Origin of the sequence: Pantoea deleyi (assembly GCF_022647325.1) — a bacterium.
GTDB lineage: Bacteria > Pseudomonadota > Gammaproteobacteria > Enterobacterales > Enterobacteriaceae > Pantoea > Pantoea deleyi.
Genome location: NZ_CP071405.1, coordinates 2,695,613 through 2,719,019, shown reverse-complemented (window position 1 = coordinate 2,719,019; position 23,407 = coordinate 2,695,613). Strand labels below are relative to the sequence as shown.

Annotated in this window: 19 protein-coding genes; 13 read left to right on the top strand and 6 right to left on the bottom strand. The window is 57.8% G+C overall.

What is annotated here, in order from left to right; all coding sequences use genetic code 11:
• Positions 1 to 31: 31 nt before the first annotated feature.
• The 3 genes from glnH to rhtA form a co-directional block, all read right to left on the bottom strand.
• Positions 32 to 778, bottom strand: a complete 747-nt coding sequence (gene glnH / locus J1C59_RS12810) for a glutamine ABC transporter substrate-binding protein GlnH (RefSeq protein WP_098051108.1) — start codon at positions 776 to 778, stop codon at positions 32 to 34.
• 317 nt (positions 779 to 1,095) lie between these two features.
• The gene (gene dps, locus J1C59_RS12805; RefSeq protein ID WP_111140566.1) at positions 1,096 to 1,599 is read right to left on the bottom strand and encodes a DNA starvation/stationary phase protection protein Dps; all 504 of its coding nucleotides are present in this window, start codon (positions 1,597 to 1,599) and stop codon (positions 1,096 to 1,098) included.
• Positions 1,600 to 1,922: 323 nt separating this feature from the next.
• On the bottom strand, positions 1,923 to 2,837 hold the full coding sequence (gene rhtA, locus J1C59_RS12800) for a threonine/homoserine exporter RhtA (protein ID WP_128085858.1): 915 nt from the start codon (positions 2,835 to 2,837) through the stop codon (positions 1,923 to 1,925).
• A 368-nt stretch (positions 2,838 to 3,205) separates the two neighbouring features.
• Here rhtA and ompX point away from each other — a divergent pair, with 368 nt between their 5' ends.
• Entirely contained in the window at positions 3,206 to 3,718 is a 513-nt protein-coding gene (ompX, locus tag J1C59_RS12795) for an outer membrane protein OmpX (protein WP_128085859.1), read from the top strand.
• A gap of 227 nt (positions 3,719 to 3,945) precedes the next feature.
• Here ompX and J1C59_RS12790 read toward each other — a convergent pair whose 3' ends face one another.
• Complete coding sequence (locus J1C59_RS12790; RefSeq protein WP_128085860.1) at positions 3,946 to 4,137, bottom strand: hypothetical protein; 192 nt, start codon at positions 4,135 to 4,137, stop codon at positions 3,946 to 3,948.
• A 252-nt stretch (positions 4,138 to 4,389) separates the two neighbouring features.
• Between J1C59_RS12790 and mntR the strand changes: the two genes are divergently transcribed.
• The 7 genes from mntR (at position 4,390) to J1C59_RS12755 (ending at position 13,412) form a co-directional block, all read left to right on the top strand.
• On the top strand, positions 4,390 to 4,848 hold the full coding sequence (mntR, locus tag J1C59_RS12785) for a manganese-binding transcriptional regulator MntR (protein ID WP_003850512.1): 459 nt from the start codon (positions 4,390 to 4,392) through the stop codon (positions 4,846 to 4,848).
• A gap of 20 nt (positions 4,849 to 4,868) precedes the next feature.
• Positions 4,869 to 5,978, top strand: a complete 1,110-nt coding sequence (locus J1C59_RS12780) for an SLC13 family permease (RefSeq protein WP_128085862.1) — start codon at positions 4,869 to 4,871, stop codon at positions 5,976 to 5,978.
• Positions 5,979 to 6,127: 149 nt separating this feature from the next.
• Positions 6,128 to 7,273, top strand: a complete 1,146-nt coding sequence (locus tag J1C59_RS12775; RefSeq protein WP_128085863.1) for an HlyD family secretion protein — start codon at positions 6,128 to 6,130, stop codon at positions 7,271 to 7,273.
• Positions 7,270 to 8,838 carry a DHA2 family efflux MFS transporter permease subunit gene (locus J1C59_RS12770; RefSeq protein ID WP_128085864.1) on the top strand — a complete coding sequence of 523 codons (1,569 nt, stop codon included), beginning with the start codon at positions 7,270 to 7,272 and terminating at the stop codon, positions 8,836 to 8,838. The genes J1C59_RS12775 and J1C59_RS12770 overlap by 4 nt, the downstream gene beginning before the upstream one ends.
• A gap of 1 nt (position 8,839) precedes the next feature.
• Positions 8,840 to 10,369, top strand: coding sequence for an efflux transporter outer membrane subunit (locus tag J1C59_RS12765; protein ID WP_140917163.1), 1,530 nt, complete (start codon positions 8,840 to 8,842; stop codon positions 10,367 to 10,369).
• An 871-nt stretch (positions 10,370 to 11,240) separates the two neighbouring features.
• Complete coding sequence (locus J1C59_RS12760) at positions 11,241 to 11,642, top strand: H-NS family histone-like protein (protein ID WP_111140558.1); 402 nt, start codon at positions 11,241 to 11,243, stop codon at positions 11,640 to 11,642.
• Between the two features lie 177 nt (positions 11,643 to 11,819).
• Positions 11,820 to 13,412 (top strand): ABC-F family ATPase, encoded by a 1,593-nt coding sequence (locus J1C59_RS12755; protein WP_128085865.1) that lies wholly within the window; start codon positions 11,820 to 11,822, stop codon positions 13,410 to 13,412.
• Between the two features lie 1,441 nt (positions 13,413 to 14,853).
• Here the strand turns inward: J1C59_RS12755 and moeB are convergent.
• Positions 14,854 to 15,624, bottom strand: a complete 771-nt coding sequence (gene moeB / locus J1C59_RS12750) for a molybdopterin-synthase adenylyltransferase MoeB (protein WP_128086930.1) — start codon at positions 15,622 to 15,624, stop codon at positions 14,854 to 14,856.
• Entirely contained in the window at positions 15,625 to 16,860 is a 1,236-nt protein-coding gene (gene moeA / locus J1C59_RS12745; RefSeq protein ID WP_128086929.1) for a molybdopterin molybdotransferase MoeA, read from the bottom strand. It lies immediately after the preceding gene.
• A 255-nt stretch (positions 16,861 to 17,115) separates the two neighbouring features.
• On the opposite strand from moeA, the gene J1C59_RS12740 reads away from it, so the two are divergent.
• From J1C59_RS12740 to gsiD, 5 genes are read left to right on the top strand one after another with little or no spacing between them, the layout of a single operon-like run.
• Entirely contained in the window at positions 17,116 to 18,075 is a 960-nt protein-coding gene (locus J1C59_RS12740) for an isoaspartyl peptidase/L-asparaginase family protein (RefSeq protein ID WP_140917164.1), read from the top strand.
• Between the two features lie 9 nt (positions 18,076 to 18,084).
• Positions 18,085 to 19,941, top strand: a complete 1,857-nt coding sequence (locus J1C59_RS12735) for a dipeptide ABC transporter ATP-binding protein (RefSeq protein ID WP_128085284.1) — start codon at positions 18,085 to 18,087, stop codon at positions 19,939 to 19,941.
• A gap of 54 nt (positions 19,942 to 19,995) precedes the next feature.
• Entirely contained in the window at positions 19,996 to 21,528 is a 1,533-nt protein-coding gene (gene gsiB, locus J1C59_RS12730) for a glutathione ABC transporter substrate-binding protein GsiB (protein ID WP_128085283.1), read from the top strand.
• A gap of 46 nt (positions 21,529 to 21,574) precedes the next feature.
• The gene (gsiC, locus tag J1C59_RS12725; RefSeq protein WP_128085282.1) at positions 21,575 to 22,504 is read left to right on the top strand and encodes a glutathione ABC transporter permease GsiC; all 930 of its coding nucleotides are present in this window, start codon (positions 21,575 to 21,577) and stop codon (positions 22,502 to 22,504) included.
• The gene (gene gsiD / locus J1C59_RS12720; RefSeq protein ID WP_128085281.1) at positions 22,501 to 23,406 is read left to right on the top strand and encodes a glutathione ABC transporter permease GsiD; all 906 of its coding nucleotides are present in this window, start codon (positions 22,501 to 22,503) and stop codon (positions 23,404 to 23,406) included. Before gsiC ends, gsiD begins: the two co-directional genes overlap by 4 nt.
• The last annotated feature ends 1 nt before the right edge of the window (position 23,407 follow it).

Sequence of the window (23,407 nt, the reverse complement as noted above, 5' to 3'; positions counted from 1 at the left end):
TTCCCTGCCGAAAGCCGGATACAGAAATTTATTATTTAGGTTCGGTGCCGAACCATTTTTTATAAAGCGTGTTGTAGGTGCCGTTCTCTTTCAGGGTCTTCAGCGCGCCGTTGACCTTCTCACGTAAATCGTCGCTGCCTTTCGGGAAGGCGATGCCATACTGCTGTGCTTCGATCGAGTCGCCTACCGCTTTAAAGCGACCTTTACCGGCGGTGTGGATGAAGTAAAGGATGTTTGGCGTGTCGTGCAGCACGGCGTCGGCACGGTTTGTACCCAGCTCCATGTAGGCGCTGTCGATGTTCGGGAACTGACGCAGATCTTTAGATTTGATGTTGGCTTTCGCGTATTCCACCGAGCCGGTGCCGCTTTTCACTGCCACCACTTTGCCGTTGAGATCGCTGATGCCTTTGATGTCGTTTTCGTTGTTACGCACCATCACCTGCAGACCACTTTTGTAGTAGCCGTCAGAGAACGCGATTGCTTTTTTACGCTCTTCGGTGATGGTGATGCCCGCCAGCGCCAGATCGACATTGCGCGTCTGCAGTGCAGGGATGATGCCGCTGAAATCCATCGGCTTCAGGGTGTAATCGAGCTTCAGCTCTTTCGCAATGGCGTCCCACAGATCCACATCGAAACCGACATATTTGTCACCCTGTTTGAATTCAAACGGCACAAAGGCGGTATCTGTTGCCACAACCAGCTTCTTTTCTGCTGCAGTGGAAGAGAGGGAGAAGGCCAGCGCCAGCGCGGCCACAGAAACTTTTAACAGTGACTTCATCATTTATTCCTTATTAGGGTCAGGCGGCAGGGCCTGCGTTTGCGGCTTGTCATATGAAAGAATTATGCCAACTTTGCAAAATCCGCGAAATCAGAGAGTTAAATAACACAGCTGACACGATTTTGCAGTTAATTCTGCCTTTGCACCATTATGGTGATCAATTTTGGTGCAGGTGGCTGTTTTGGTGCAAGCGGTAGTTTGCCTGAGATGTTAAGGCTGTGAAGCGGAGGAGGGGAGAACTGTTAACAGGGTCATAAAATGCGGTAACGCAGACGTAAAAAAGGCGGGTTTCCCCGCCTGATAGCTTCTGCCTACGCTTATTCAATGTTGGCTTCGATGAACCACAGGAATTTATCCAGGTCACGCGATGCCGCGGTGAAGATGTCAGCGGTATCTTCATCTTTGACTTCGTCGATCGCTTTGCGGGTGTCGTTAGCCACGACGCTGTAGCGGTCGGCCAGCGCTTTCAGGTGATCCTGAACGCTGTGAATATTCAGCGGATAGCTTTTCAGCGGGGTCTGGTCGTTAACCACCTGAGTCGTACCCAGTGCCACGCCGCCCAGCTGAACAACACGTTCTGCGATGGTATCCTGGTGATCGGTGATGGTGGTGCGGAAACCATCCAGCATCTCATGCACACCGATAAAGTTGGCACCGCGCATGTTCCAGTGCGCCTGCTTAGTGATCAATGACAGATCGATAAATTCGACAACCAGACGGTTCAGCACCGCAATCGTGGCTTTCTTTTCTTCATCGCTCACGTCGTTGCGGGTGTAAATCAGGTCGGAAGATTTAGTTTTAACCAATTTAGCGGTACTCATCGTTTCAGTCCTCTCTTTGATGGTTGTCCTAATCAAGTACCGGATAAGTATAGCAGCGCTTTTCAGCTTTGCAGGAACGACTTTAACGATGAATGAAATAGCGCATTTCTTTATTAAAATGCGGTGGAATCCGGAGGGTTAATATTTTGTTAAAATATAACCCTGAGGTTTTATCAGTTAAATCAAGGCGTTAGGTTTATTTGTTATTTCAGAGTAAATGTCTGTTTCAAATAGAAAAATTTGTTGAGGGCGTGCGGGCGGGAATAATTCTCATGATGAGCATGATTGTTATTTAGCCCATCGGCTGGATGGGCTGAAAGGGCTTATTCGGACTTATCGTCAGCTAATTCAACGCTGGTTAACTGGCTCTTTTTAGGCCGCATCGTCAGGGTTGAGCCAGCCGACGCGGCGATGATGGCCAGCAGCGCCAGCCACTGCAGCGCGGTGAGGGTCTCCCCCAGAAAGAGCATGCCAGAGAAGGCGGCCATTGCAGGCTCCAGGCTCATCAGCGTGCCAAAGATACGCGCCGGTAAGCGGGTCAGCGCAATCATCTCCAGCGAGTAGGGGATGGCGCTGGAGAGCAGGGCAATCAGCAGGGCGAGTGGCATCACTTCCCACTGCCAGAGGCCACTCTCTGCGAAAGTCACGCCCAGCGGCACAAAAATCACCGAAGCGATCAGTGAACCGATGGCGACCGTCGCCGGGCCGTGCTCAGCGCCCGCCCGTTGACCCGCCAGAATATATACTGCCCAGCAGGCACCTGCCCCGACGGCCAGCGCCGCGCCCAGCGGATCGATGGCGGTCATCTCAGAGCCAAACGGCAGCAGAAACCACAAACCCGCCACGGCGAGCAGCACCCAGATGAAATCCAGAGGACGGCGCGAGCCAAACAGCGCCAGCGCCAGCGGCCCGGTAAATTCCAGCCCGACGGCCACGCCCAGCGGCACGGTGCGGATCGCCAGATAGAACATAAAGTTCATGCCCCCTAATGCCAGCCCGTACATCAGCAGCGGCAGACGCTGCTCCCGCCGGAAGTGCAGACGCCAGGGTTTGAAGATGACGCAGAGAATCAGAGTGCCAAAGGTCAGACGCAACGCGGTAATGCCGGTGGCGCCGACGGAGGGAAACAAACTTTTTGCCAGCGAAGCGCCACCCTGAAGCGACAGCATCGCGATCAGCAGGACGGCAACCGGCATCACTATCGGGGTAAGGTTTTTAGAAGCGGGAGAGGCAGACATCCTGTGTACTTTTCCTGGTCATCGTCGTCGTGAGAGAGCCAGTGTAAAGGAAAGTGCGGGCAAAAAATCACAGTTTCGCGTTTTAAATTTGCGTTAGCTGCGCATTTTTTAGCCAGAATCAGGGCCATTTAGGTAAAGAATTGTCAGGATTTTTTAGGAATTTACTTAAAGCACGAAATGAGCACAAAATGATTGTTGCAGGAAGATGACGGATTTTATAAGAAAAATGAATGACATAGGATGTCGCATTAACTTCCTGTTACACCAAACATTCTGTTAGACAACAAAATCCGGGCAGAGTTTCTCGCTATTTTTTGTTATATTTTTAGCGTTGTCAGGAGAGAAGTATTTTCACATTTGAGGTGGTTATGAAAAAAATTGCATGTCTTTCAGCATTAGCCTGTGTACTGGCAGTATCTGCAGGTTCAGCAATGGCACAGAGCACCGTAACTGGTGGCTATGCTCAGAGCGACTATCAGGGCGTGGCTAACAAAGCTAACGGCTTCAACCTGAAATACCGCTACGAAGACGGTTCTAACCCACTGGGCTGGATCGGTTCATTCACCTACACCGAAAAAGATCGCACTGAAGCTGGCGTGTACAACAAAGGCCAGTACTACGGTGTGACGGGTGGTCCTGCTTACCGTCTGAACGACTGGGCAAGCATCTACGGTGTTGTCGGTATCGGCTACGGTAAATTCCAGCAGAACGATACTGCATCACGCGCTAAAACTGATTCAAGCGACGTAGGCTTCTCTTACGGCGCAGGCCTGCAGTTCAACCCAATCGAAAACGTTGCACTGGATGTGGGCTACGAGCAGAGCCGTATCCGCAGCGTCGATGTGGGTACCTGGATTGCTGGCGTAGGTTACAGCTTCTAAGCTTAGCTGACCTGTCAGAAAACGGCCCCTTGTGGGCCGTTTTTTATTGCCCGCCATTTATCTCCGCCTCTGTCGCGCCTCATCTTTCCCCTGTGCCGCCCGAACGCATGCTGCCGACGTGACTGTACCGCCGGTTAACGTGTGACGTCTTATGCCGGTGAAAGAGAACAGCGAAGGGAAAAGAGGAGGGGCCTCTCAGCCACGGGCTGAAAGGCGCTGAATCGGGATTAGCCGCGCCAGATCAGATTCTGACAGCGACGGTCGGCAGGCTTATGGCCCAGCAGTTTTTCAATCAACATCAGACGCAGTGTGAACGGGGAACGCGTCAGCAGGCACAGCCAGGATTTCATCTCCGTGGTTGTTTTCTTCTCCAGCTGAAAGCATTTGCTGCAGTCTAAGCAACATTTCAGGGTGCTCATAGAATCACCTCCCAATCATTGTCGACGCGGTCGTCAGCAGCCGGGGTGAGAGACGCGCTCAACACCGTTGTTACCGGGGATCCCGCAGGATCGTCGTTTTGCTGCTTACATTATCATCAAATATAGCACTGGCTATATCCCTTAGCCAAGGCTAATGACGAAAAATTTGAGCTTCTTTGCGGCTGGTTTACAATAAGCGCAGCTAAATCCGTACAGCTGTAGTCGTACGGAAAATAATAATGAGGAAACTTAATGAGTCGTCGTGCTAAAAGCGTGGTTTCTGCGCCGAAAGGGCCACTGAAAGATATTGAAGAGCATGTCGAAGGTTTTCGGCAGGTGCGCGAAGCGCATCGTCGCGAGTTAATTGATGACTACGTTGAGTTAATCTCTGATTTAATTGGCGAATTTGGCGAAGCGCGTCAGGTCGATATGGCGGCCCGTCTGGGCGTTTCGCAGCCGACCGTGGCGAAAATGCTGAAACGGCTCGGCAGCGCCGGGCTGGTTGAGCAGGTGCCGTATCGCGGCGTCTTTCTGACCAGTGAAGGTGAGAAGCTGGCGGAAGAGAGCCGCGCCCGTCATCATATTGTGGAAAGTTTTCTGCTGGCGCTGGGCATCAGTCCCGAAACGGCCCGACGCGACTCAGAAGGTATTGAACATCACGTCAGTGATGAAACTCTGGCTGTATTTAAGAAGTTCTCCGAAACCCGCTAACGCTAAGGCGTACCCTCATCATGCCTCAACTGCTTCGATCTTTTTTGCATGACTCAATTTTGCATTTATTAATCGTGATTGGTGTTGTTCTGGCATGTCTGGCGGATTTTCGCTGGGCCGATCTGCCGGGCGCCGTGGACTGGCACACCATTATCACGCTCACCGGCCTGTTGATCCTGACCAAAGGGCTGGAAACCAGCGGCTACTTTGATGTGCTCGGGAGCCGACTGATTGCACGGTTCCGCCACGAACGGGCGCTGGCACTGTTTATGGTGCTGGCGGCGGCGCTGCTCTCCACCTTCCTGACCAACGACGTGGCGCTGTTTATTCTGGTGCCGTTGACGCTGACGCTGAGAAAGTTTTCGCATCTGCCGATTTCGCGACTGATCATCTTCGAAGCGCTGGCGGTGAATGCCGGCTCGCTGCTGACCCCGGTCGGCAACCCGCAGAACATCCTGTTATGGAGTCACGGCAAGCTCAGCGTCATCGCGTTTATCGTGCAGATGCTGCCGCTGGCCGTCTGGCTGCTGCTGAGCCTGATGGTGTTGACCTGGTTCAGTTTTTCTAAGCGTTCGATTGATAAACATGACAACCCGGAACAGCCCCAGTGGCAGAAACCGCTGTTTATCGTCAGCGTGGTGCTCTATCTGCTGTTTATCGCCGGACTGGAACTGGAGATCACAGGCTGGATCCTGCTGCTGATACTGGCGACCTTCCTGGCGATGGCCCGTCCGGTGCTGATGCGCATCGACTGGAGTCTGCTGGCGGTGTTTATCGCCATGTTCATTGACGTCTTCCTGCTGACGCGCCTGCCGGTGATGCAGGCACATTTCGATGCGGTGTCACACTTTGGTCAGGGGCAGCTCTACCTGCTGGCGATTGGCCTGTCGCAGGTGATCAGTAACGTGCCCGCGACCATTCTGCTGCTGCAAAAAGTGCCGCCAACGGATGTGCTCGCCTGGGCGGTCAACATCGGTGGGTTTGGTCTGCTGCCGGGATCGCTCGCGAATCTGATTGCCCTGCGAATGGCGAAAGATCGGGCCGTCTGGTGGCGTTTCCACCTCTTTTCCCTTCCTCTGCTGGCCTGGTCGATGGCCAGCGGCTGGCTGCTGTTGCGGTTGCTCAGTTAGCGTCGATCTCGCCTGCCACCTCGCAGAGGTGGCAGGATGTGCGCCATTTCTCAAGTTTCGTAAAGTTGCGCTGGATTTTGTCAGTTTCCGATATAAGGTTAACAGGACCTTTATGCCCGGAATCAGGGCCTTAGCCAGTGATGGAAACTATGAGCGAGAACAAGCAACGCGATCCACACCAGCAGGACGCAGATAACGAGACGGAGAACAACTCTCAGTCAGGCGATAATCAGGACAACGACCAGCAGCCAGAGCGTAAACGCCCCGGTAAAAAGCCGCTGATTATTCTGGCGGTGGTGGTGGTGATTATGCTGATTGTCGGCCTCTGGTTCTGGTTTGCTAACCGGAATCTGGAAACCACCGACGACGCGTTCACCGAGGGCGATGCGGTGACCATCGCGCCCAAAGCGTCTGGCTACGTCGTGAAGTTACTGGTGAATGATAACCAGCGGGTGAAGAAGGGCGATCTGCTGGTGGAGATCGACCCCAGCGACAACCGCGCCCAGCGTGAACAGGCGCAGGCGCAGCTTGGCCTGGCCGTGGCGCAGCTGCATCAGGCGCAGGCGCAACTGGCCCTGTCGCGGGTTCAATATCCGGCGCAGCGCGATCAGGCGCTGGCTGACCAGGCGAAAGCCGAGGCTAACCTGCTCAATGCGCAGGCGGATTACCGTCGTCAGCGCGGTGTCGACCCGCGCGCCACAAGCCAGCGCAATATCGACAGCGCCTCTGCGCAGTTACGTTCGGCGCAGGCGCAGCTTCAGAGCGCCAAAGCGCAGGTTGAAGTCGCCTCTCAGGTTGCCCTGCAGATCCGTCAGCAGGAGACCAATGTAGAAGCGCGTCAGCAGCAGGTTGAGCAGGCGAAAGCCCAGCTGAGCACCGCCGATCTGAATCTCTCCTATACCCAGGTGCGTGCGCCCTATGACGGGTTTATCACCAAACGTAACGTCCAGCTGGGCACGCTGGTGCAGGCCGGCTCCTCGCTGTTCTCACTGGTTTCCCCCGATATCTGGATCACCGCGAATTTCAAAGAGTCGCAGCTGGAACGCATGAATCCGGGCGACAAAGTGGAAATCAGCGTGGATGCCTGGCCGGACATGAAGCTGGAAGGGCATGTGGACAGCATCCAGATGGGCTCCGGTTCACGTTTCTCCACTTTCCCGTCTGAAAACGCCACCGGCAACTACGTGAAGATCGTGCAGCGCGTACCGGTGAAGATCGTCATCGACAAAGGTCTGGACCCGAACCATCCGTTGCCGCTGGGCCTCTCCGTCGAACCTAAGGTCACTGTGGAATGAGTACGGCGCAGAGCTGGAAACCGGCCAGCAATCCGTGGCTGGTGGCGATCACGGTGACGCTGGCGGTGTTTATGGAGATCCTCGACACCACCATCGTCAACGTGGCGCTGCCGCACATCGCCGGTTCGCTCTCCTCCAGTTACGACGAGTCAACCTGGGTGCTGACCTCCTATCTGGTGGCGAACGGTATCGTCCTGCCTATCTCTGCGTTCTTCAGCCGGCTGTTTGGCCGCAAACAGTTTTTCCTGATCTGCATCGTGATGTTCACCATCTGCTCTTTCCTGTGCGGTATCGCCACCGAACTGTGGCAGATCATTCTGTTCCGCGTGCTGCAGGGCTTCTTCGGCGGCGGTCTGCAGCCGGTTCAGCAGTCCGTGCTGCTGGACTACTTCAAGGCGGAGGATCGTGGCAAGGCCTTTGGTCTCTCCTCTATCGCCATTATCGTTGCGCCGGTTATCGGCCCGACGTTAGGCGGCTGGATCACCGACAACTACAGCTGGCGCTGGGTGTTCTTTATCAATATTCCGGTGGGCGTGCTGACGGTGCTGGCGATCTACCAGCTGCTGGAAGATCCGCCGTGGGAGCGCAAATGGGCCAAAGGCAAACTGAATATTGATTACATCGGTATCGGCCTGATTACCCTGGGGCTGGGCTGTCTGCAGGTGATGCTGGATCGCGGCGAGGATGAGGACTGGTTCGCCTCTCACTTTATCGTCCTGTTCGCGGTGCTGGCGCTGGTCGGTATCGTCGGCGCGGTCTACTGGCTGATGTACGCCCGCAAACCGGTGGTCGATATTCTGGTGATGAAAGACCGTAACTTCTGGGTCGCCGGGCTGCTGATGGCGGGCATGGCGATGATTCTCTATGGCAGCTCCGTGGTGCTGCCGCAGCTGGCGCAGCAGGATCTGGGTTACACCGCCACCTGGTCCGGTCTGGTGCTCTCGCCGGGCGCGGTGCTGATCGTCCTGACCATCCCGCTGGTCCTGAAACTGATGCCAATCGTGCAGACGCGCTACATCATTGCCTTTGGCTTCAGCTGTCTGGCGATGGCGTTCTTCTACTCTTCGACCCTGACGCCGGATGTCGATTTTAAAACGCTGGTGATGATGCGCAGCGCGCAGTCTATCGGACTGGGTTTCCTGTTTGTGCCGCTGACGACCATCGCCTTTATCACCATCCCGCAGCGGCTCAATGCTGACGCCTCGGCGTTGTTCACCATGTTCCGTAACGTGGCAGGTTCGATCGGCATCTCGCTTTCAACGGCGGCGATTACCGAGCGCGAACAGGTGCGGTCGGCCCACATGGTGCACAACATGACGCCGCTGAACGAGCCGTTCAACATTACGCTGCAGCACTGGGCACAGGCGATCCGCGACTTTACCTCGGCGGTGGGCGATCCGCTTACCCTGGCCACCGGTCAGCTCTACAAGGAGATGATCGTTCAGTCGCGCATTCTCGCTTATATCGATGTTTTCTCAGGCCTGAGTATTGTCGCCCTGATTTTGATTCCATTTTGTTGGCTGCTGTCGCCGATTAAGAGCGAAGGCAGTGCAGGAGCACACTAACATGAAGGTTTTTTACTCTCATCGCCTGAAACCTCTGAGCATCCTGCTGGCCCTGGGGCTGGCCGGGTGCGCCGTCGGGCCGGACTATCAGGCACCGAAACCCGTGGTGCCGGGAAGCTATCACGGCCTGGATTCGCAGGAGGGATCGAAGCCGCAGACCAGCGCGATCAACGCCCGCTGGTGGCGCAGCTTCAACGATCCGCAGCTCGACAGCCTGATCGATCGGGCGATCGCGGGCAACCTGAGTCTGCAGCAGACGGTGCTGCGGATTGCCGGCGCGCGTGAACAGCTGACGCAGGCGCAGGGCAGCCTGTTCCCCAGCCTGGGCGGCTCAGCGAAGGTGACGCGTCAGCAGCTTGGTCTGAAAGGGTTACTGGAGGCCAATGGCGCAACCGACCAGCTCGACAGCAGTGTGGCCAGCCAGCTCAGCGGATTAACTCAGCCTGTGAACCTCTATCAGGGCAGTTTTGATGCCAGCTGGGAGCTTGATCTCTGGGGCAAAGTCCGCCGTCAGGTTGAGGCTGCCAACGCGCAGCAGCAGGCGGCGATTGAGCAGCGCAACGATGCGCTGGTGTCACTGGAGGCCGAAGTGGCGCGTGCCTGGCTGCAATTGCGTGGCGCGCAGAGCACCATTCAGACGCTGCAGCAGCAGATTGATGTGGCGCAGCAGACGACCGAGCTGACCCGAAGCCAGCAGCAGAATGGCCTGGCTCCCCTGACGGATGTGGAGAATGCGCGCGCCCAGCTCAGTTCACTGCAGGCGCAGTTGCCGCAGTATCAGTCGCAGGCGCGGCAGGCGATGAATGGACTGGCGGTACTGCTCGGCAAGACGCCGGGCGCGCTGGATGCTGAACTCGCGACCCCGAAAGCCCTGCCGACGCTGCCGCAGTTTGTGCCGGTGGGGATCCCCGCTACGCTGGCACGTCGCCGGCCTGATATTCGTCAGGCTGAAGCGACGTTGCATGCACAGACCGCAGAGATCGGCGTTTCTGTGGCGCAGCTCTTCCCGAGCCTGTCGCTGACCGGGCAGCTTGGGGTACGCAATACCGACGTCAGCTATCTGGATAACTGGAGCAGCCACTTCTACAGTTACGGCCCGTCGCTGTCGATACCAATCTTCCAGGGGGGACAACTGGTGTCGAGCGTGAAGCTGGCACGGGCGCAGCAGGCCAGCGCCGCGCTGGATTATCGCCAGACGGTGCTGACGGCGTTGCAGGATGTGGAGAATGCGCTGGTCAGCTACCGCGCCGATCAGCAGCGTGTCACCGCGCTGGATGAGACCACCGGCGCCCTGCAGCGCACCTTCGATCTCGCCAGCGACAGTTACCGCCAGGGGCTTTCTACCTTCCTGGAGGTGCTGGATGCGCAGAGGCAGCTTGCCCAGGCGCAGGAGCAGGCTACACAGGCGCGAATGCAGAGCGCACTCGACCTGGTGGCGCTTTATAAAGCACTGGGCGGCGGCTGGGAAACTTATCAGAACGTTGATATGCCACAGTTCCCGGTCTTTGGTCCGGCCACGCAGGCGGATTAATCCTCCGGCGGTCGCGGCTGTCAGGTCGTGACCGCCCGCTCTTCGTCTCTTCACATTTCCTCATCTTTCTGGTTAATGCGCAGGAGCAGGCCGGCGCGGCTAGTGATCTAACCTGTTGAATAATTGGCTATCTCAGCGTAACGTTCCGGAAGCGCGGCGGGAAATAACGGCATATAGCCCGTCTGTTTATTATCCGCCGATCTCAGTCCATGTTTATTTTTTACCGTATGAGGTTGTGCAGAATCCGGAGCCTGAACCCTGTCACTAATCTGATTTTATTTACCGGGGGATTCGTGCAGGGTGACTTAAGACTCTGTTAAGGGTTCACCTGCCGCTATTCCTTCATCGCCACCTGGCGGGGCGCTTATTGCCCCGCTAAGCAAACTGCGAATTATCTGACCCTGCCGGCAACCGCAGCGGCAAAAAAAAGTTAACAGGCGGTAAGCGGGTTAATTAAAAAAACCGCGTCGCGTTAATTTTTTTGCGCTATTTACCGGCGCTGGGGCGGTTTTTTAAGCATAATCTGTAAAGTATTGTGACTGAGATCGCTTTCGGGTCATTTTTTTAATCGGTGCCTGCCGGGCCTGTTGCGCGGAATAATGCGGCTGCACAGCCACTTTTTGCCGCGCGGTTTTATAGCCCATAGCCGGGATAAAGTGGCTGAAATCGTTTTCAATCCGCGAGCCGGGACGCGGTTTGTTGTTAATTAGCCGTTAATAAAACGTCAGCCCGGTACGATTTTAATAGCCCTGTTACAGCTCAATTAATACTTAAGAATTATCTGTAGCGTAAAAATAATTTATTTTTTTATTTGAATTAGGTAGTCTTGGCGCTACAGTTTTATTAACCCCCCTTAATCAAGGACATTGTGATGAGTGACGCATTTAAGGTTCTGAACAATATTCGCACATTACGTGCCCAGGCTCGTGAACTTCCACTTACCGATCTTGAAGAGATCCTGGAAAAATTAACCGTCGTTGTTACTGAACGCCGTGAAGAAGCGGAAGCGGAAGAGACGCAGAATCGCGAAAAAGAAGAGAAGCTGTCAAAATATCGCGAAATGCTGCTGGCTGACGGCATCGATCCTAATGAATTATTAGGCGCGCTGGAAAGCGGAAAAAAACGTACCAAGCGTGCGCCGCGTCCGGCTAAATATTCTTACACCGACGAAAACGGTGAGCAGAAATCCTGGACTGGCCAGGGCCGTACCCCGGCAGCGATTAAGAAAGCGCTGGATTCCGGTAAAACCCTGGAAAGTTTCCTGATCGATTGATCGACACAATCCTTGTAAGTGGGAGCCGGGGGGCCATGATGGCCTCCCGGCTTTTTTATTTCTGCCGGGATATCAATCGCCCCGCGAGGAATCCATGCCTGACGCTGGCGTGCGCTGCGTCACATCTGGCATAATAGCCGCCGTTTTTTCATCCATTTCTTCACAAAGGTCAATGCCGTGTTAGTTAGCAGCAATATCACCATGCAGTTTGGCAGTAAGCCACTGTTCGAAAATATCTCCGTTAAATTTGGCGGCGGTAATCGTTACGGTTTAATCGGTGCGAACGGCAGCGGAAAATCCACCTTCATGAAGATTTTGGGTGGCGATCTGGTGCCGACAGGCGGCAACGTCTCTTACGATCCCAATGAGCGCATCGGTAAGCTGCGTCAGGATCAGTTCGCCTTCGAAGAATTCAGCGTCCTCGACACCGTGATCATGGGGCACCATGAATTATGGGAAGTGAAGCAGGAGCGCGACCGCATCTATTCTTTGCCGGAGATGAGCGAAGAAGAGGGATATAAGGTCGGCGATCTTGAGGCGCTTTACGGTGAGATGGATGGCTACAGTGCCGAGTCGCGCGCTGGTGAGTTATTACTCGGCGTGGGCATTCCGGTCGAGCAGCATTATGGCCCGATGAGTGAAATTGCGCCGGGCTTTAAATTACGTGTGCTTCTGGCGCAGGCGCTGTTTTCAAATCCCGATATTCTGTTACTCGACGAACCGACGAACAACCTGGATATCGATACCATCCGCTGGCTGGAGCAGGTGCTGAACGAGCGTGACAGCACCATGATTATCATTTCGCACGACCGTCACTTCCTTAATATGGTCTGCACGCACATGGCCGATTTAGATTATGGCGAGCTGCGCGTCTATTCCGGTAATTATGACGAATATATGACCGCGGCGACCCAGGCGCGCGAACGTCTGTTAGCCGATAACGCCAAGAAAAAAGCGCAGATTGCCGATCTGCAATCGTTTGTCAGTCGCTTTAGCGCCAACGCCTCTAAATCGCGTCAGGCGACATCACGCGCTAAACAGATGGATAAAATTAAGCTGGATGAAGTTAAGGCCTCCAGTCGTCAGAACCCGTTTATCCGTTTTGAGCAGGACAAGAAATTGTTCCGTAATGCGCTGGAAGTGGAAGGATTAACGAAAGGGTTTGATAACGGTCCGCTGTTTAAGAATTTAAAATTGCTGCTGGAAGTGGGCGAAAAGCTGGCGGTCATCGGTGCCAACGGTATCGGTAAATCGACGCTGCTGAAAACGCTGGTGGGTCAGCTTACGCCAGAGAATGGCAGCGTGAAATGGTCAGAGAATGCGCGGATTGGTTATTACGCACAGGATCACGCTGATGATTTTGCCAATGATCTGACGGTATTTGACTGGATGAGTCAGTGGAAGCAGCCCGGCGACGATGAGCAGACTATTCGCGGTATTCTGGGGCGTCTGCTGTTTTCGCAGGACGATATTAAGAAGCCAGCGAAAGTGCTGTCGGGTGGTGAAAAGGGTCGTATGCTGTTCGGTAAGCTGATGATGGAAAAACCGAACATCTTGATTATGGATGAGCCGACCAACCACCTCGATATGGAGTCGATTGAATCGCTCAATATGGCGCTGGAGATGTATGAAGGCACGCTGATCTTTGTTTCACACGACCGTGAGTTTGTCAGCTCGCTGGCAACCCGCGTGATTGAGCTGAAAGAGGACCGCGTGATTGATTTCACCGGTAATTATGAGGATTACCTGCGGAGTCAGGGCATCGTCTGATGAAAACGGGGTGGCGAAAGCCACCCTTTTTTTTGGCCTGATGCGCGGGCTGCAGGCTTTTCGCGGATTCGCTGAGAGAGGATAGGCAGTTGAAGTTTCAGGCTCAGGCTTCAGGAAGCATACGCCTTCTGCAAAGACGCAGGGACGCCATCCCTGGCAGGCTCAGCGCGGGCCATCCCTGGCCCGCGAGGCTTTGCTCCAGGCGTATGCTCCCTTCGCTCTGGACATTGATCTGGCTGGGAGAACTGACGGAAAGAGGGCGGTGCGGCCTGCGGTTCAGGACAGGTAGTCTGGCCTGGCCTGAATATTCTGTGCAGGCTTCAGGAAGCATACGCCTTCCGCAAAGACGCAGGGGCGCCATCCCTGGCCCGCGATGCTTTGCTCCAGGCGTATGCTTCCTCTGCTCTGGACATTGAGCTGGCTGGATGAAATGACGGAAAGAGGGCGTGCGGGCTGCGCTTTAACAGGCTGCTGGGTTGGATCAGGTCTGTGGGTACAGCACTGGCTTCAGGAAGCATACGCCTTCCGCAAAGACGCAGGGGCGCCATCCCTGGCAGGCTCAGCGCGGGCCATCCCTGGCCCGCGATGCTTTGCTCCAGGCGTATGCTCCCTTCGCTCTGGACATTGAGCTGGCTGGATGAACTGACGGAAAGAGGGCGGTGCGGGCTGCGGTTCAGGACAGGTAGTCTGGCCGGGCCTGAATATTCTGTGCAGGCTTCAGGAAGCATACGCCTTCCGCAAAGACGCAGGGACGCCATCCCTGGCGGGCTCAGCGCGGGCCATCCCTGGCCTGCGAGGCTTTGCTCCAGGCGTAAGCTCCCTACGCTCTGGACATTGAGCTGGCTGGATGAACTGACGGAAAGAGGGCGAGCGGGCTGCGGTTCAGGACAGGTAGTCTGGCCGGGCCTGAATATTCTGTGCAGGCTTCAGGAAGCTTACGCCTTCCGCAAAGACGCAGGAACCCCATCCCTGGCCCGCGAGGCTTTGCTCCAGGCGTATGCTTCCTTCGCTCTGGAGATTGAGCTGGCTGGATGAACTGACGGAAAGAGGGCGAGCGGGCTGCGCTTTAACAGGCTGCTGGGTTGGATCAGGTCTGTGGGTGCAGCACAGGCTTCAGGAAGCATACGCCTTCCGCAAAGACGCAGGAACGCCATCCCTGGCAGGCTCAGCGCGGGCCATCCCTGGCCCGCGATGCTTTGCTCCAGGCGTATGCTTCCTCTGCTCTGGACATTGAGCTGGCTGGATGAAATGACGGAAAGAGGGCGTGCGGGCTGCGCTTTAACAGGCTGCTGGGTTGGATCAGGTCTGTGGGTACAGCACTGGCTTCAGGAAGCATACGCCTTCCGCAAAGACGCAGGAACGTCATCCCGGGCAGGCTCAGCGCGGGCCATCCCTGGCCTGCGAGGCTTTTTAGCTTCGCTCATCGCTTTGAACCGCGTGGTCAGCGCTGATGTTCAGCCCCATCGCCACACACTTCACAGTGCGGGTCCTGCGCCACCTTCATGCTGCGGAACTCCGCGCTCATGGCATCGTACATCAGCAACCGGCTGGTGGCAGGCGAGCCAAAGGCGGTCAGCACTTTAATCGCCTCCATCGCCTGCATCGCGCCGATCACGCCAACCAGCGGAGCCATGACGCCCGCTTCCACGCAGCTCAGGGTCTGCTCGCCGAACAGGCGACTGATGCAGCGATAGCAGGGCGTGCCGGGTTGCCAGTTGAATACGCTGATCTGGCCTTCCATCCGTATCGCCGCACCGGAGACCAGCGGGACCCGCTGCTGGCGACAGAGCCGGTTTAGCTGCTCGCGCACCGCAACGTTATCGGTGCAGTCCAGCACCACCTGCTGCCGCGCAATCAACGCCAGCAGGGCCGCATCGTCCAGCTGCCCGTTGACCGGATGGAGCTGGCAGTGGGGGTTAATGGCGGCCAGACTCTGCGCGGCTGACGCCACTTTGTCACGGCCAATATCTGCATCATAATGCAGGATCTGTCGCTGCAGGTTAGAGTGCGAAACGGTGTCAAAGTCGAGCAGCGTCAGGCTGCCGACACCGGCCGCCGCCAGGTAGGGCGCAGCGGCGCAGCCCAGTCCGCCCAGCCCGACGACGAGCGCCTGACTCGCCTTCAGCCGCTCCTGTCCGTCAAAATCGAAGCCGCGCAGGACAATCTGCCGGTTGTAGCGCAGCATCTCCTCATCGCTGAGTTCGGGCAGCATTTACGCCTCCAGCAGGGTGTTAAAGGGTTCTACTTCCACCCACTCGCCCGGTTCCACGTTGCCGCGATCCCGTTCCAGCACAATAAAGCAGTTAGCCTGAGCGAAAGAGCTGAAGACGTGGGAGCCCTGCATTCCGGTAGTTTCCACCTCCAGTTCACCCTGGGCGTTCTGCCGCAGGATACCGCGCTGGAAGTCGAGCCGGCCCGGTGACTTTTTCAGGCGCGAGGCACAGCGCACTTTCTGACGCGGCGGCAGAGCCGGTTTCTGCTGGCCGGTGAGGGTGGCAAGCAGCGGCTGCACCAGCTGATAGAAGGTGACGGCGGCAGAGACCGGATTGCCCGGAAGACCGCAGAACCAGCTACTGCTGAGACGGCCAAAGGCAAAAGGCTTGCCGGGTTTGATCGCCAGCTTCCAGAAGCTGATCGCGCCCAGCTCTTCCAGCATACTTTTGGTGAAATCCGCTTCGCCGACGGAGACGCCGCCGGTGCTGATCACCACATCCGCCTGCCGATCCGCCTCACTGAACGCGGCACGCAGCGCGGCGGGATCGTCTTTGATGATGCCCATGTCGATCACTTCGCAGCCCAGCTTCTGCAGCATCAGCGACACCGCAAAACGATTGGTGTCGTAGATCTCGCCTTCCGCCAGCGGCTCGCCGACTGGCCGGAGTTCATCACCGGTGGAGAAAATGGCGACCCGCAGTTTTCGCAGCACGCTGACCTGCGCGATGCCGAGCGAGGCGAGCAGCGGCAGCTCTGCCGCACCCAGGCGCGTTCCCGCGGCCAGCACCACGTTGCCGGGCTGAATATCGTCGCCCGTCAGGCGGATATTCTGCCCTGGACGCACCGGGGCGGTAATCACAATCGCGTCACCCTGGGTTTCGGTCTGCTCCTGCATCACCACCGCTTCACAGCCTGCGGGAACCGGCGCGCCGGTCATGATGCGGATCACGCTGCCCGCTGGCCATTCACCGCGGAAGGGGGCACCGGCAAAAGCTTTTCCCGCCACGGGCAGCGGCTGCCCGCGGCTGGCGTCGGCCAGCCGGACGGCGTAGCCATCCATCGCGGAGTTATCAAAGGGCGGCACAGCGATCGGGGAGGTCACGGCGCGGGCAGTAATACGGCCAGCCGCCTCGGCCAGCGTCACGCTGAGCGAGTCGGTGATGGGCGTCAGCTGTGACAGCATTTTTTGTTGCGCTTCCTCAAGGGAGATTAAACCTGCGGTAAAACTTTCCATGAACAGTCCAGCCTGGTGGTTTCAGATGCTGCCTATTATGGTGGGAATTGGCCGCTGAGTCACATCGGTGTCGGCCCGATGCCGCTGTTGTTATGGCAAAAGTAATCGGGGTACTAAGAAAAGGTTATAACCACAGGAACAGTTTCCGCTTTACAACACTTAGCAGGCTTCCTATAGTCAAAATCCACCCAAAAAAGATGAAACTCATTTTAAATCAGTGTTTTTCGTCCGGATGCAACCACAGGACAGAGCCTTATGGTCAATGCAGTGATCGCCATTCATGGGGGCGCAGGTGCCATCACGCGCTCAGCGATGAGCGCCGAAAAGGAGCAGGCATTTCGCCAGGCGTTACACGATATCGTCACGCAGGGTCAGCAGATTCTGGCGCAGGGTGGCAGCGCCCTGGATGCGGTGACGGAGGCGGTGCGTCTGCTCGAAGAGTGCCCGCTGTTCAACGCCGGAAAAGGCGCGGTGTTCACGCATCAGGGCACGCATGAACTGGATGCCTGTGTGATGGATGGCCGGACGCAGAACGCGGGCGCGGTCGCGGGCGTCACGCGGGTGCGTAACCCGGTGCTGGCGGCGCGCGCGGTGCTGGAACACAGCGAGCATGTGCTGTTTATCGGCGAAGGCGCTGAGCAGTTTGCCCTGGCGCAGGGGCTGGAGCCGGTGGCGGCTGACTTTTTCTCGACGCCGGTGCGGTGGGAGCAGCTGCAGCGCGCTCTGAACAGCGATGCCGCAGTGCTGGACCATGATGGCGCTGCGCACAGTGATGACCCGCTCGATCCGGACCGCAAGTTTGGCACGGTCGGCGCGGTGGCGCTGGACCAGGCAGGCAATCTTGCCGCAGCCACCTCGACGGGCGGGATGACCAATAAGCAGGCCGGACGGGTCGGCGACTCGCCGCTGCCGGGGGCGGGCTGCTATGCCAGCAACGACAGCGTGGCTGTCTCCTGCACCGGCACGGGCGAAGTCTTTATGCGGACGCTGGCGGCCTACGATGTCGCCGCACAGATGCGCTACGCCGGGCGCTCGCTGCAGCAGGCCAGCGTCAATGTCATTCATGACAGCGTGCTGGAACTGGGCGGCAGCGGCGGACTGATCGCCGTGGACCGCGCAGGCAATGTGGCGCTGCCGTTCAACAGCGAAGGCATGTACCGGGCCGTGGCGCGGGTCGGTGAAGCGGCGGACGTCGCTATCTATCGCGAAAATTAAGGAGCTGAGATGAGCGACAGGCAAACGTTACCGCCGCTGGCCCCGAATCAGGTGCTGGCGGTGCGCGATCTCAGTGTGCGTTTCCGGCACGAAGACACCGTGACGGACGCGGTGCGTCATCTGTCACTCGATCTGTTTCGCGGTGAAACCCTGGCGCTGGTCGGGGAGTCCGGTTCCGGCAAATCGGTTACGTCGCTGGCGCTGATGCGGCTGATTGAGCAGGCGGGTGGAAGCGTCAGCGGTGAGGTACAGTTGCGGCGTCGTAACGGCGAGGTGCTGGATCTGATGCGGGCCTCCAGCGCTCAGATGCGGCGGGTACGCGGCGCAGACATGGCGATGATCTTTCAGGAACCGATGACCTCGCTGAATCCGGTCTTCTCTGTGGGCGAGCAGATCGCCGAATCGATCCGGCTGCATCAGGGGCTGAGTCACGCCGGGGCACTGGCCGAGGCGCGCCGGATGCTGGATCTGGTGCGTATTCCCGACGCGCAGCGTGTCTTGTCCCGTTTTCCGCATCAGCTGTCGGGCGGAATGCGCCAGCGCGTGATGATCGCGATGGCACTCTGCTGCAAACCGGCGCTGCTGATTGCCGATGAGCCGACAACCGCGCTCGACGTCACGATTCAGGCGCAGATTCTGCAGCTTATCCGCGTGCTGCAGAAAGAGATGCAGATGGGCGTGATTTTCATCACGCACGACATGGGCGTGGTGGCCGAAATGGCCGACCGGGTGCAGGTGATGTATCGCGGCGACGTGGTCGAGAGTGCCCCGGTCGCCGAACTGTTCAGCGCCCCGCAGCAGCCCTACACTCAGGCGCTGCTGGCGGCGGTGCCAAAACTTGGCGCGATGCAGGGCCAGCCTCTGCCAGCCAGATTCCCGTTGCTGAACAGCGACGCACCGGATGACATCCCTCAGGACACGGTCCGTCGCCTGCAGCCACCCATTCTGCAGGTGCGCGATCTGGTGACCCGCTTTGATATTCGTGGCGGCCTGCTGAACCGCGTGAAAAGCCGGGTACACGCCGTGGAGAAGGTCAGTTTCGATCTCTATGCCGGTGAGACGCTGGCGCTGGTGGGGGAGTCAGGCTGTGGCAAATCGACCACCGGACGTTCGCTGCTGAAACTGGTGGCCAGCCAGGGCGGCACCCTGACGTTCGATGGACAGCGGATCGATCATCTCTCGGGCGCGGCGCTGGCGCACCTGCGACGCGACATCCAGTTTATCTTTCAGGATCCCTACGCCTCGCTCGATCCCCGGCTCACGGTGGGCTTCTCGATCATGGAGCCGCTGCTGGTACACAAGGTGATGCCGCGCCGCGAGGCCGAACAGCGCGTCGCCGCGCTGCTGGAGAAGGTCGGACTGCTGCCGGAACATGCTCAGCGCTACCCGCATGAATTCTCCGGCGGACAGCGCCAGCGTATCTGTATTGCCCGCGCGCTGGCGCTGAACCCCAAAGTGGTGATCGCCGACGAGTCCGTTTCCGCGCTGGATGTGTCAATTCAGGCGCAGATTATTAATCTGATGCTCGATTTGCAGCGCGAGCTGGGCATCGCCTTCCTGTTTATTTCTCACGATATGGCGGTGGTGGAGCGTATCAGCCATCGCGTGGCGGTAATGTATCTCGGTCAGATTGTCGAGATGGGACCGCGTCAGGCGGTGTTTGAGCGGCCTCAGCACCCCTATACCCGAAAACTCATGGCGGCAGTGCCGGTAGCCGATCCGGCTCACCGGCGTCGTGAACGAGCCTTACTGGTCGATGAGATCCCCAGCCCGATCCATGCCTTAGGGGATGAACCTGAAGTGGCGCCGCTGATGGAGGTGGCTCCGGGCCATTTCGTCGCCCGCCATGTGATCAGCGCGACCTGAACAGTGACGATGTCGCCCCGGCGACCAACCCGACAGGGATTACAGGAGAACAAGATGCAGATGACGATGCGTAAAGGGGTAGTGGCGGCAGGCGTGCTGAGCGCGATGACCCTGCCAGCCTGGGCAGCACAGGATGCGGTGATTGCTGTCGCCTCCAGCTTCACCACTCTCGACCCCTACGATGCCAACGACACGCTGTCGCAGGCGGTGGCGAAATCTTTCTATCAGGGGCTGTTTGGCTTCGATAAAGCGATGAAGCTGACCAATGTGCTGGCAGAAAGTTATGAGGCCAGCCCGGATGGCCTGACCTACACCATCAAACTGCGCCCGGGCGTGAAATTCCAGGATGGAACCGACTTCAATGCGGAGGCGGTGAAGGTCAACCTCGACCGCGCCAGCAACCCGGACAATCACCTCAAGCGCTATAACCTGTTTAAAAATATCGCCAGCACGGAAGTGATGGATCCCACCACCGTGAAGGTGACGCTGAAGACGCCATTCTCGGCCTTTATCAATAACCTGGCGCACCCGGCGGCGGCGATGATTTCGCCCACCGCGCTGAAGAAATATGGCAAAGAGATCGGTTTCCATCCGGTCGGCACCGGCCCGTTTATTTTCGACACCTGGAACCAGACCGATTTCGTTAAGGTGAAGAAGTGGGATGGCTACTGGAAGAAGGGCTATCCGAAGCTGGACAGCATTACCTGGCGTCCGGTGGTGGACAACAACACCCGTGCCGCAATGCTGCAGACCGGCGAGGCGAACTTTGCTTTCCCGGTGCCCTATGAGCAGGCAAAACGTCTGGAGGGCAACAGCAAGCTTGATGTGGTGACCACACCGTCCATTATGCAGCGCTACATCAGCCTGAACGTAACGCAGAAGCCGTTCGACAATCCAAAGGTGCGTGAAGCGCTGGAGTATGCCATCAACCGTCAGGCGCTGGCGAAAGTGGCCTTCTCAGGTTACGCCACGCCCGCCACCGGCATCGTGCCGCCCGCCATCGACTTTGCTCAGACCTATCCGGCCATCAGCTACGATCCGGCCAAAGCCCGGGCGCTGCTGAAAGAGGCAGGTTATCCGAACGGCTTTGAAACCACCCTCTGGTCGTCCCACAACCACAGCACCGCGCAGAAAGTGCTGCAGTTCACGCAGCAGCAGCTGGCGCAGATTGGCGTGAAGGTGAAAGTCACGGCGATGGATGCGGGTCAGCGTGCCGCCGAAGTCGAGGGTAAAGGTCAGAAAGAGAGCGGGGTGCGGATGTTCTACACCGGCTGGTCTGCATCCACCGGTGAGGCGGACTGGGCGCTGACGCCGCTGTTTGCCACCGCGGCCTGGCCACCGGCGATCTTCAACACCGCGTTCTACAGCAATCCAAAGGTTGATAAAGATCTGGCCGATGCGCTGAAGACCACCGACCGTGCAGAGAAAGCGCGCCTCTATAAAGACGCACAGGACACCATCTGGCAGGACCATCCGTGGATCCCGCTGGTGGTTGAACAGCTGGTTTCTGCCAACAGCAAAACCCTTAGCGGTTTTTATGTGATGCCCGATACCTCATTCAATTTCGATGAGGCCACTCTGAAGTAACGGAGCCGGCCAGCCCACGCGGCTGGCCGCAGCTGCAGGATGTTACATGCTTAACTATTTTCTCAAACGGCTCCTGGGGCTGATCCCCACGCTGCTGATTGTGGCGATGCTGGTGTTCCTGTTTGTCCATCTGCTGCCGGGCGATCCGGCACGGCTGATTGCCGGACCGGAAGCGGATGCCTCGGTGGTGGCGCTGGTGCGTCAGGAGCTGGGGCTGGATCTGCCGCTGCCGCAGCAGTTCGGGCACTTTATGCTGAATGCGCTGCAGGGCGATTTCGGTCAGTCGATGGTCTCGAAGCGGCCGGTCGCCGACGAGATCGCCACGCGCTTTATGCCTACCCTCTGGCTGACGCTGGCCAGCATGGTCTGGGCCGTGATCCTGGGCATGGCTATCGGCATCGTCTCCGCCGTCTGGCGTAACCGCTGGCCCGATCGGCTGGGCATGACGCTGGCGGTATCGGGCATCTCCTTTCCCGCCTTTGCGCTGGGGATGCTGCTGATGCAGGTCTTTTCGGTGGAGCTGGGCTGGCTGCCCACGGTCGGAGCGGAGAGCTGGCAGCATTACATCCTGCCCTCCATTACCTTAGGCGCAGCGGTGGCGGCCGTGATGGCGCGCTTCACCCGCGCCGCCTTTGTCGAGGTGATGCAGGAAGATTATATGCGCACCGCCCGGGCCAAAGGGGTCCGGGAGTCGCTGGTGGTGGTGAAACATGGCCTGCGCAACGCCATGATCCCGGTGGTGACGATGATGGGGCTGCAGTTCGGCTTTCTGCTGGGCGGTTCGATCGTCGTCGAAGTGGTGTTTAACTGGCCGGGTCTGGGGCGTCTGCTGGTGGATTCGGTGGCGATGCGCGACTATCCGGTGATTCAGGCCGAAGTGCTGCTCTTTTCGCTGGAGTTTATTCTGATCAATCTGTTTGTCGACATGCTCTATGCGGTGATTAACCCCGCTATTCGCTTTAAGGAGTCGCGATGAAAAACTGGCGACGTGAAGCGGCACTGAAAGCGATGCCGTCTATCGCGGAGAACGGGGTGCGTACGCCGTGGCGTGAGTTCTGGCGCCGCTTCAGGCGTCAGCCGGTGGCGATGCTGGCGGGCGCTTTTGTGCTGCTGCTGATTGTTCTGGCCGTGATCGCGCCCTGGATTGCGCCGTTCGATGCAGAGAACTACTTCGATTATGACCGGCTCAATGAGGGGCCGTCGCTGATGCATCTGTTTGGCGTCGATTCGCTGGGGCGCGATATCTTCAGCCGGGTGCTGGTCGGCACGCGGATATCCCTGATTGCCGGTTTCTTCTCGGTGGTGATCGGCGCGCTGATTGGTACGCTGTTCGGGCTGCTGGCAGGTTATTACGAAGGCTGGTGGGACCGCATCACCATGCGCATCTGCGACGTGCTGTTTGCCTTTCCCGGCATCCTGCTGGCGATTGCGGTCGTGGCAATCATGGGCAGCGGCATGAGCAACGTGATTGTGGCGGTCGCGATTTTCAGTATCCCGGCCTTTGCCCGCCTGGTGCGCGGCAATACGCTGGTGCTGAAGCATCAGACCTATATCGAGTCGGCCCGCAGCATCGGGGCCTCAGACTGGACCATTCTGATGCGCCATATCCTGCCCGGCACCGTCTCGCCGATTGTGGTCTATTTCACCATGCGGGTCGGCACCTCGATCATCACGGCGGCCAGCCTGTCGTTTCTCGGCCTGGGCGCACAGCCGCCTGTGCCGGAGTGGGGCGCGATGCTCAACGAGGCGCGGGCTGACATGGTGATCGCCCCGCACGTCGCTATTTTCCCCAGCCTGGCGATCTTCCTCACTGTTCTGGCATTTAATTTACTCGGCGACGGGCTACGCGACGCGCTTGATCCTAAACTGAAACAATGAC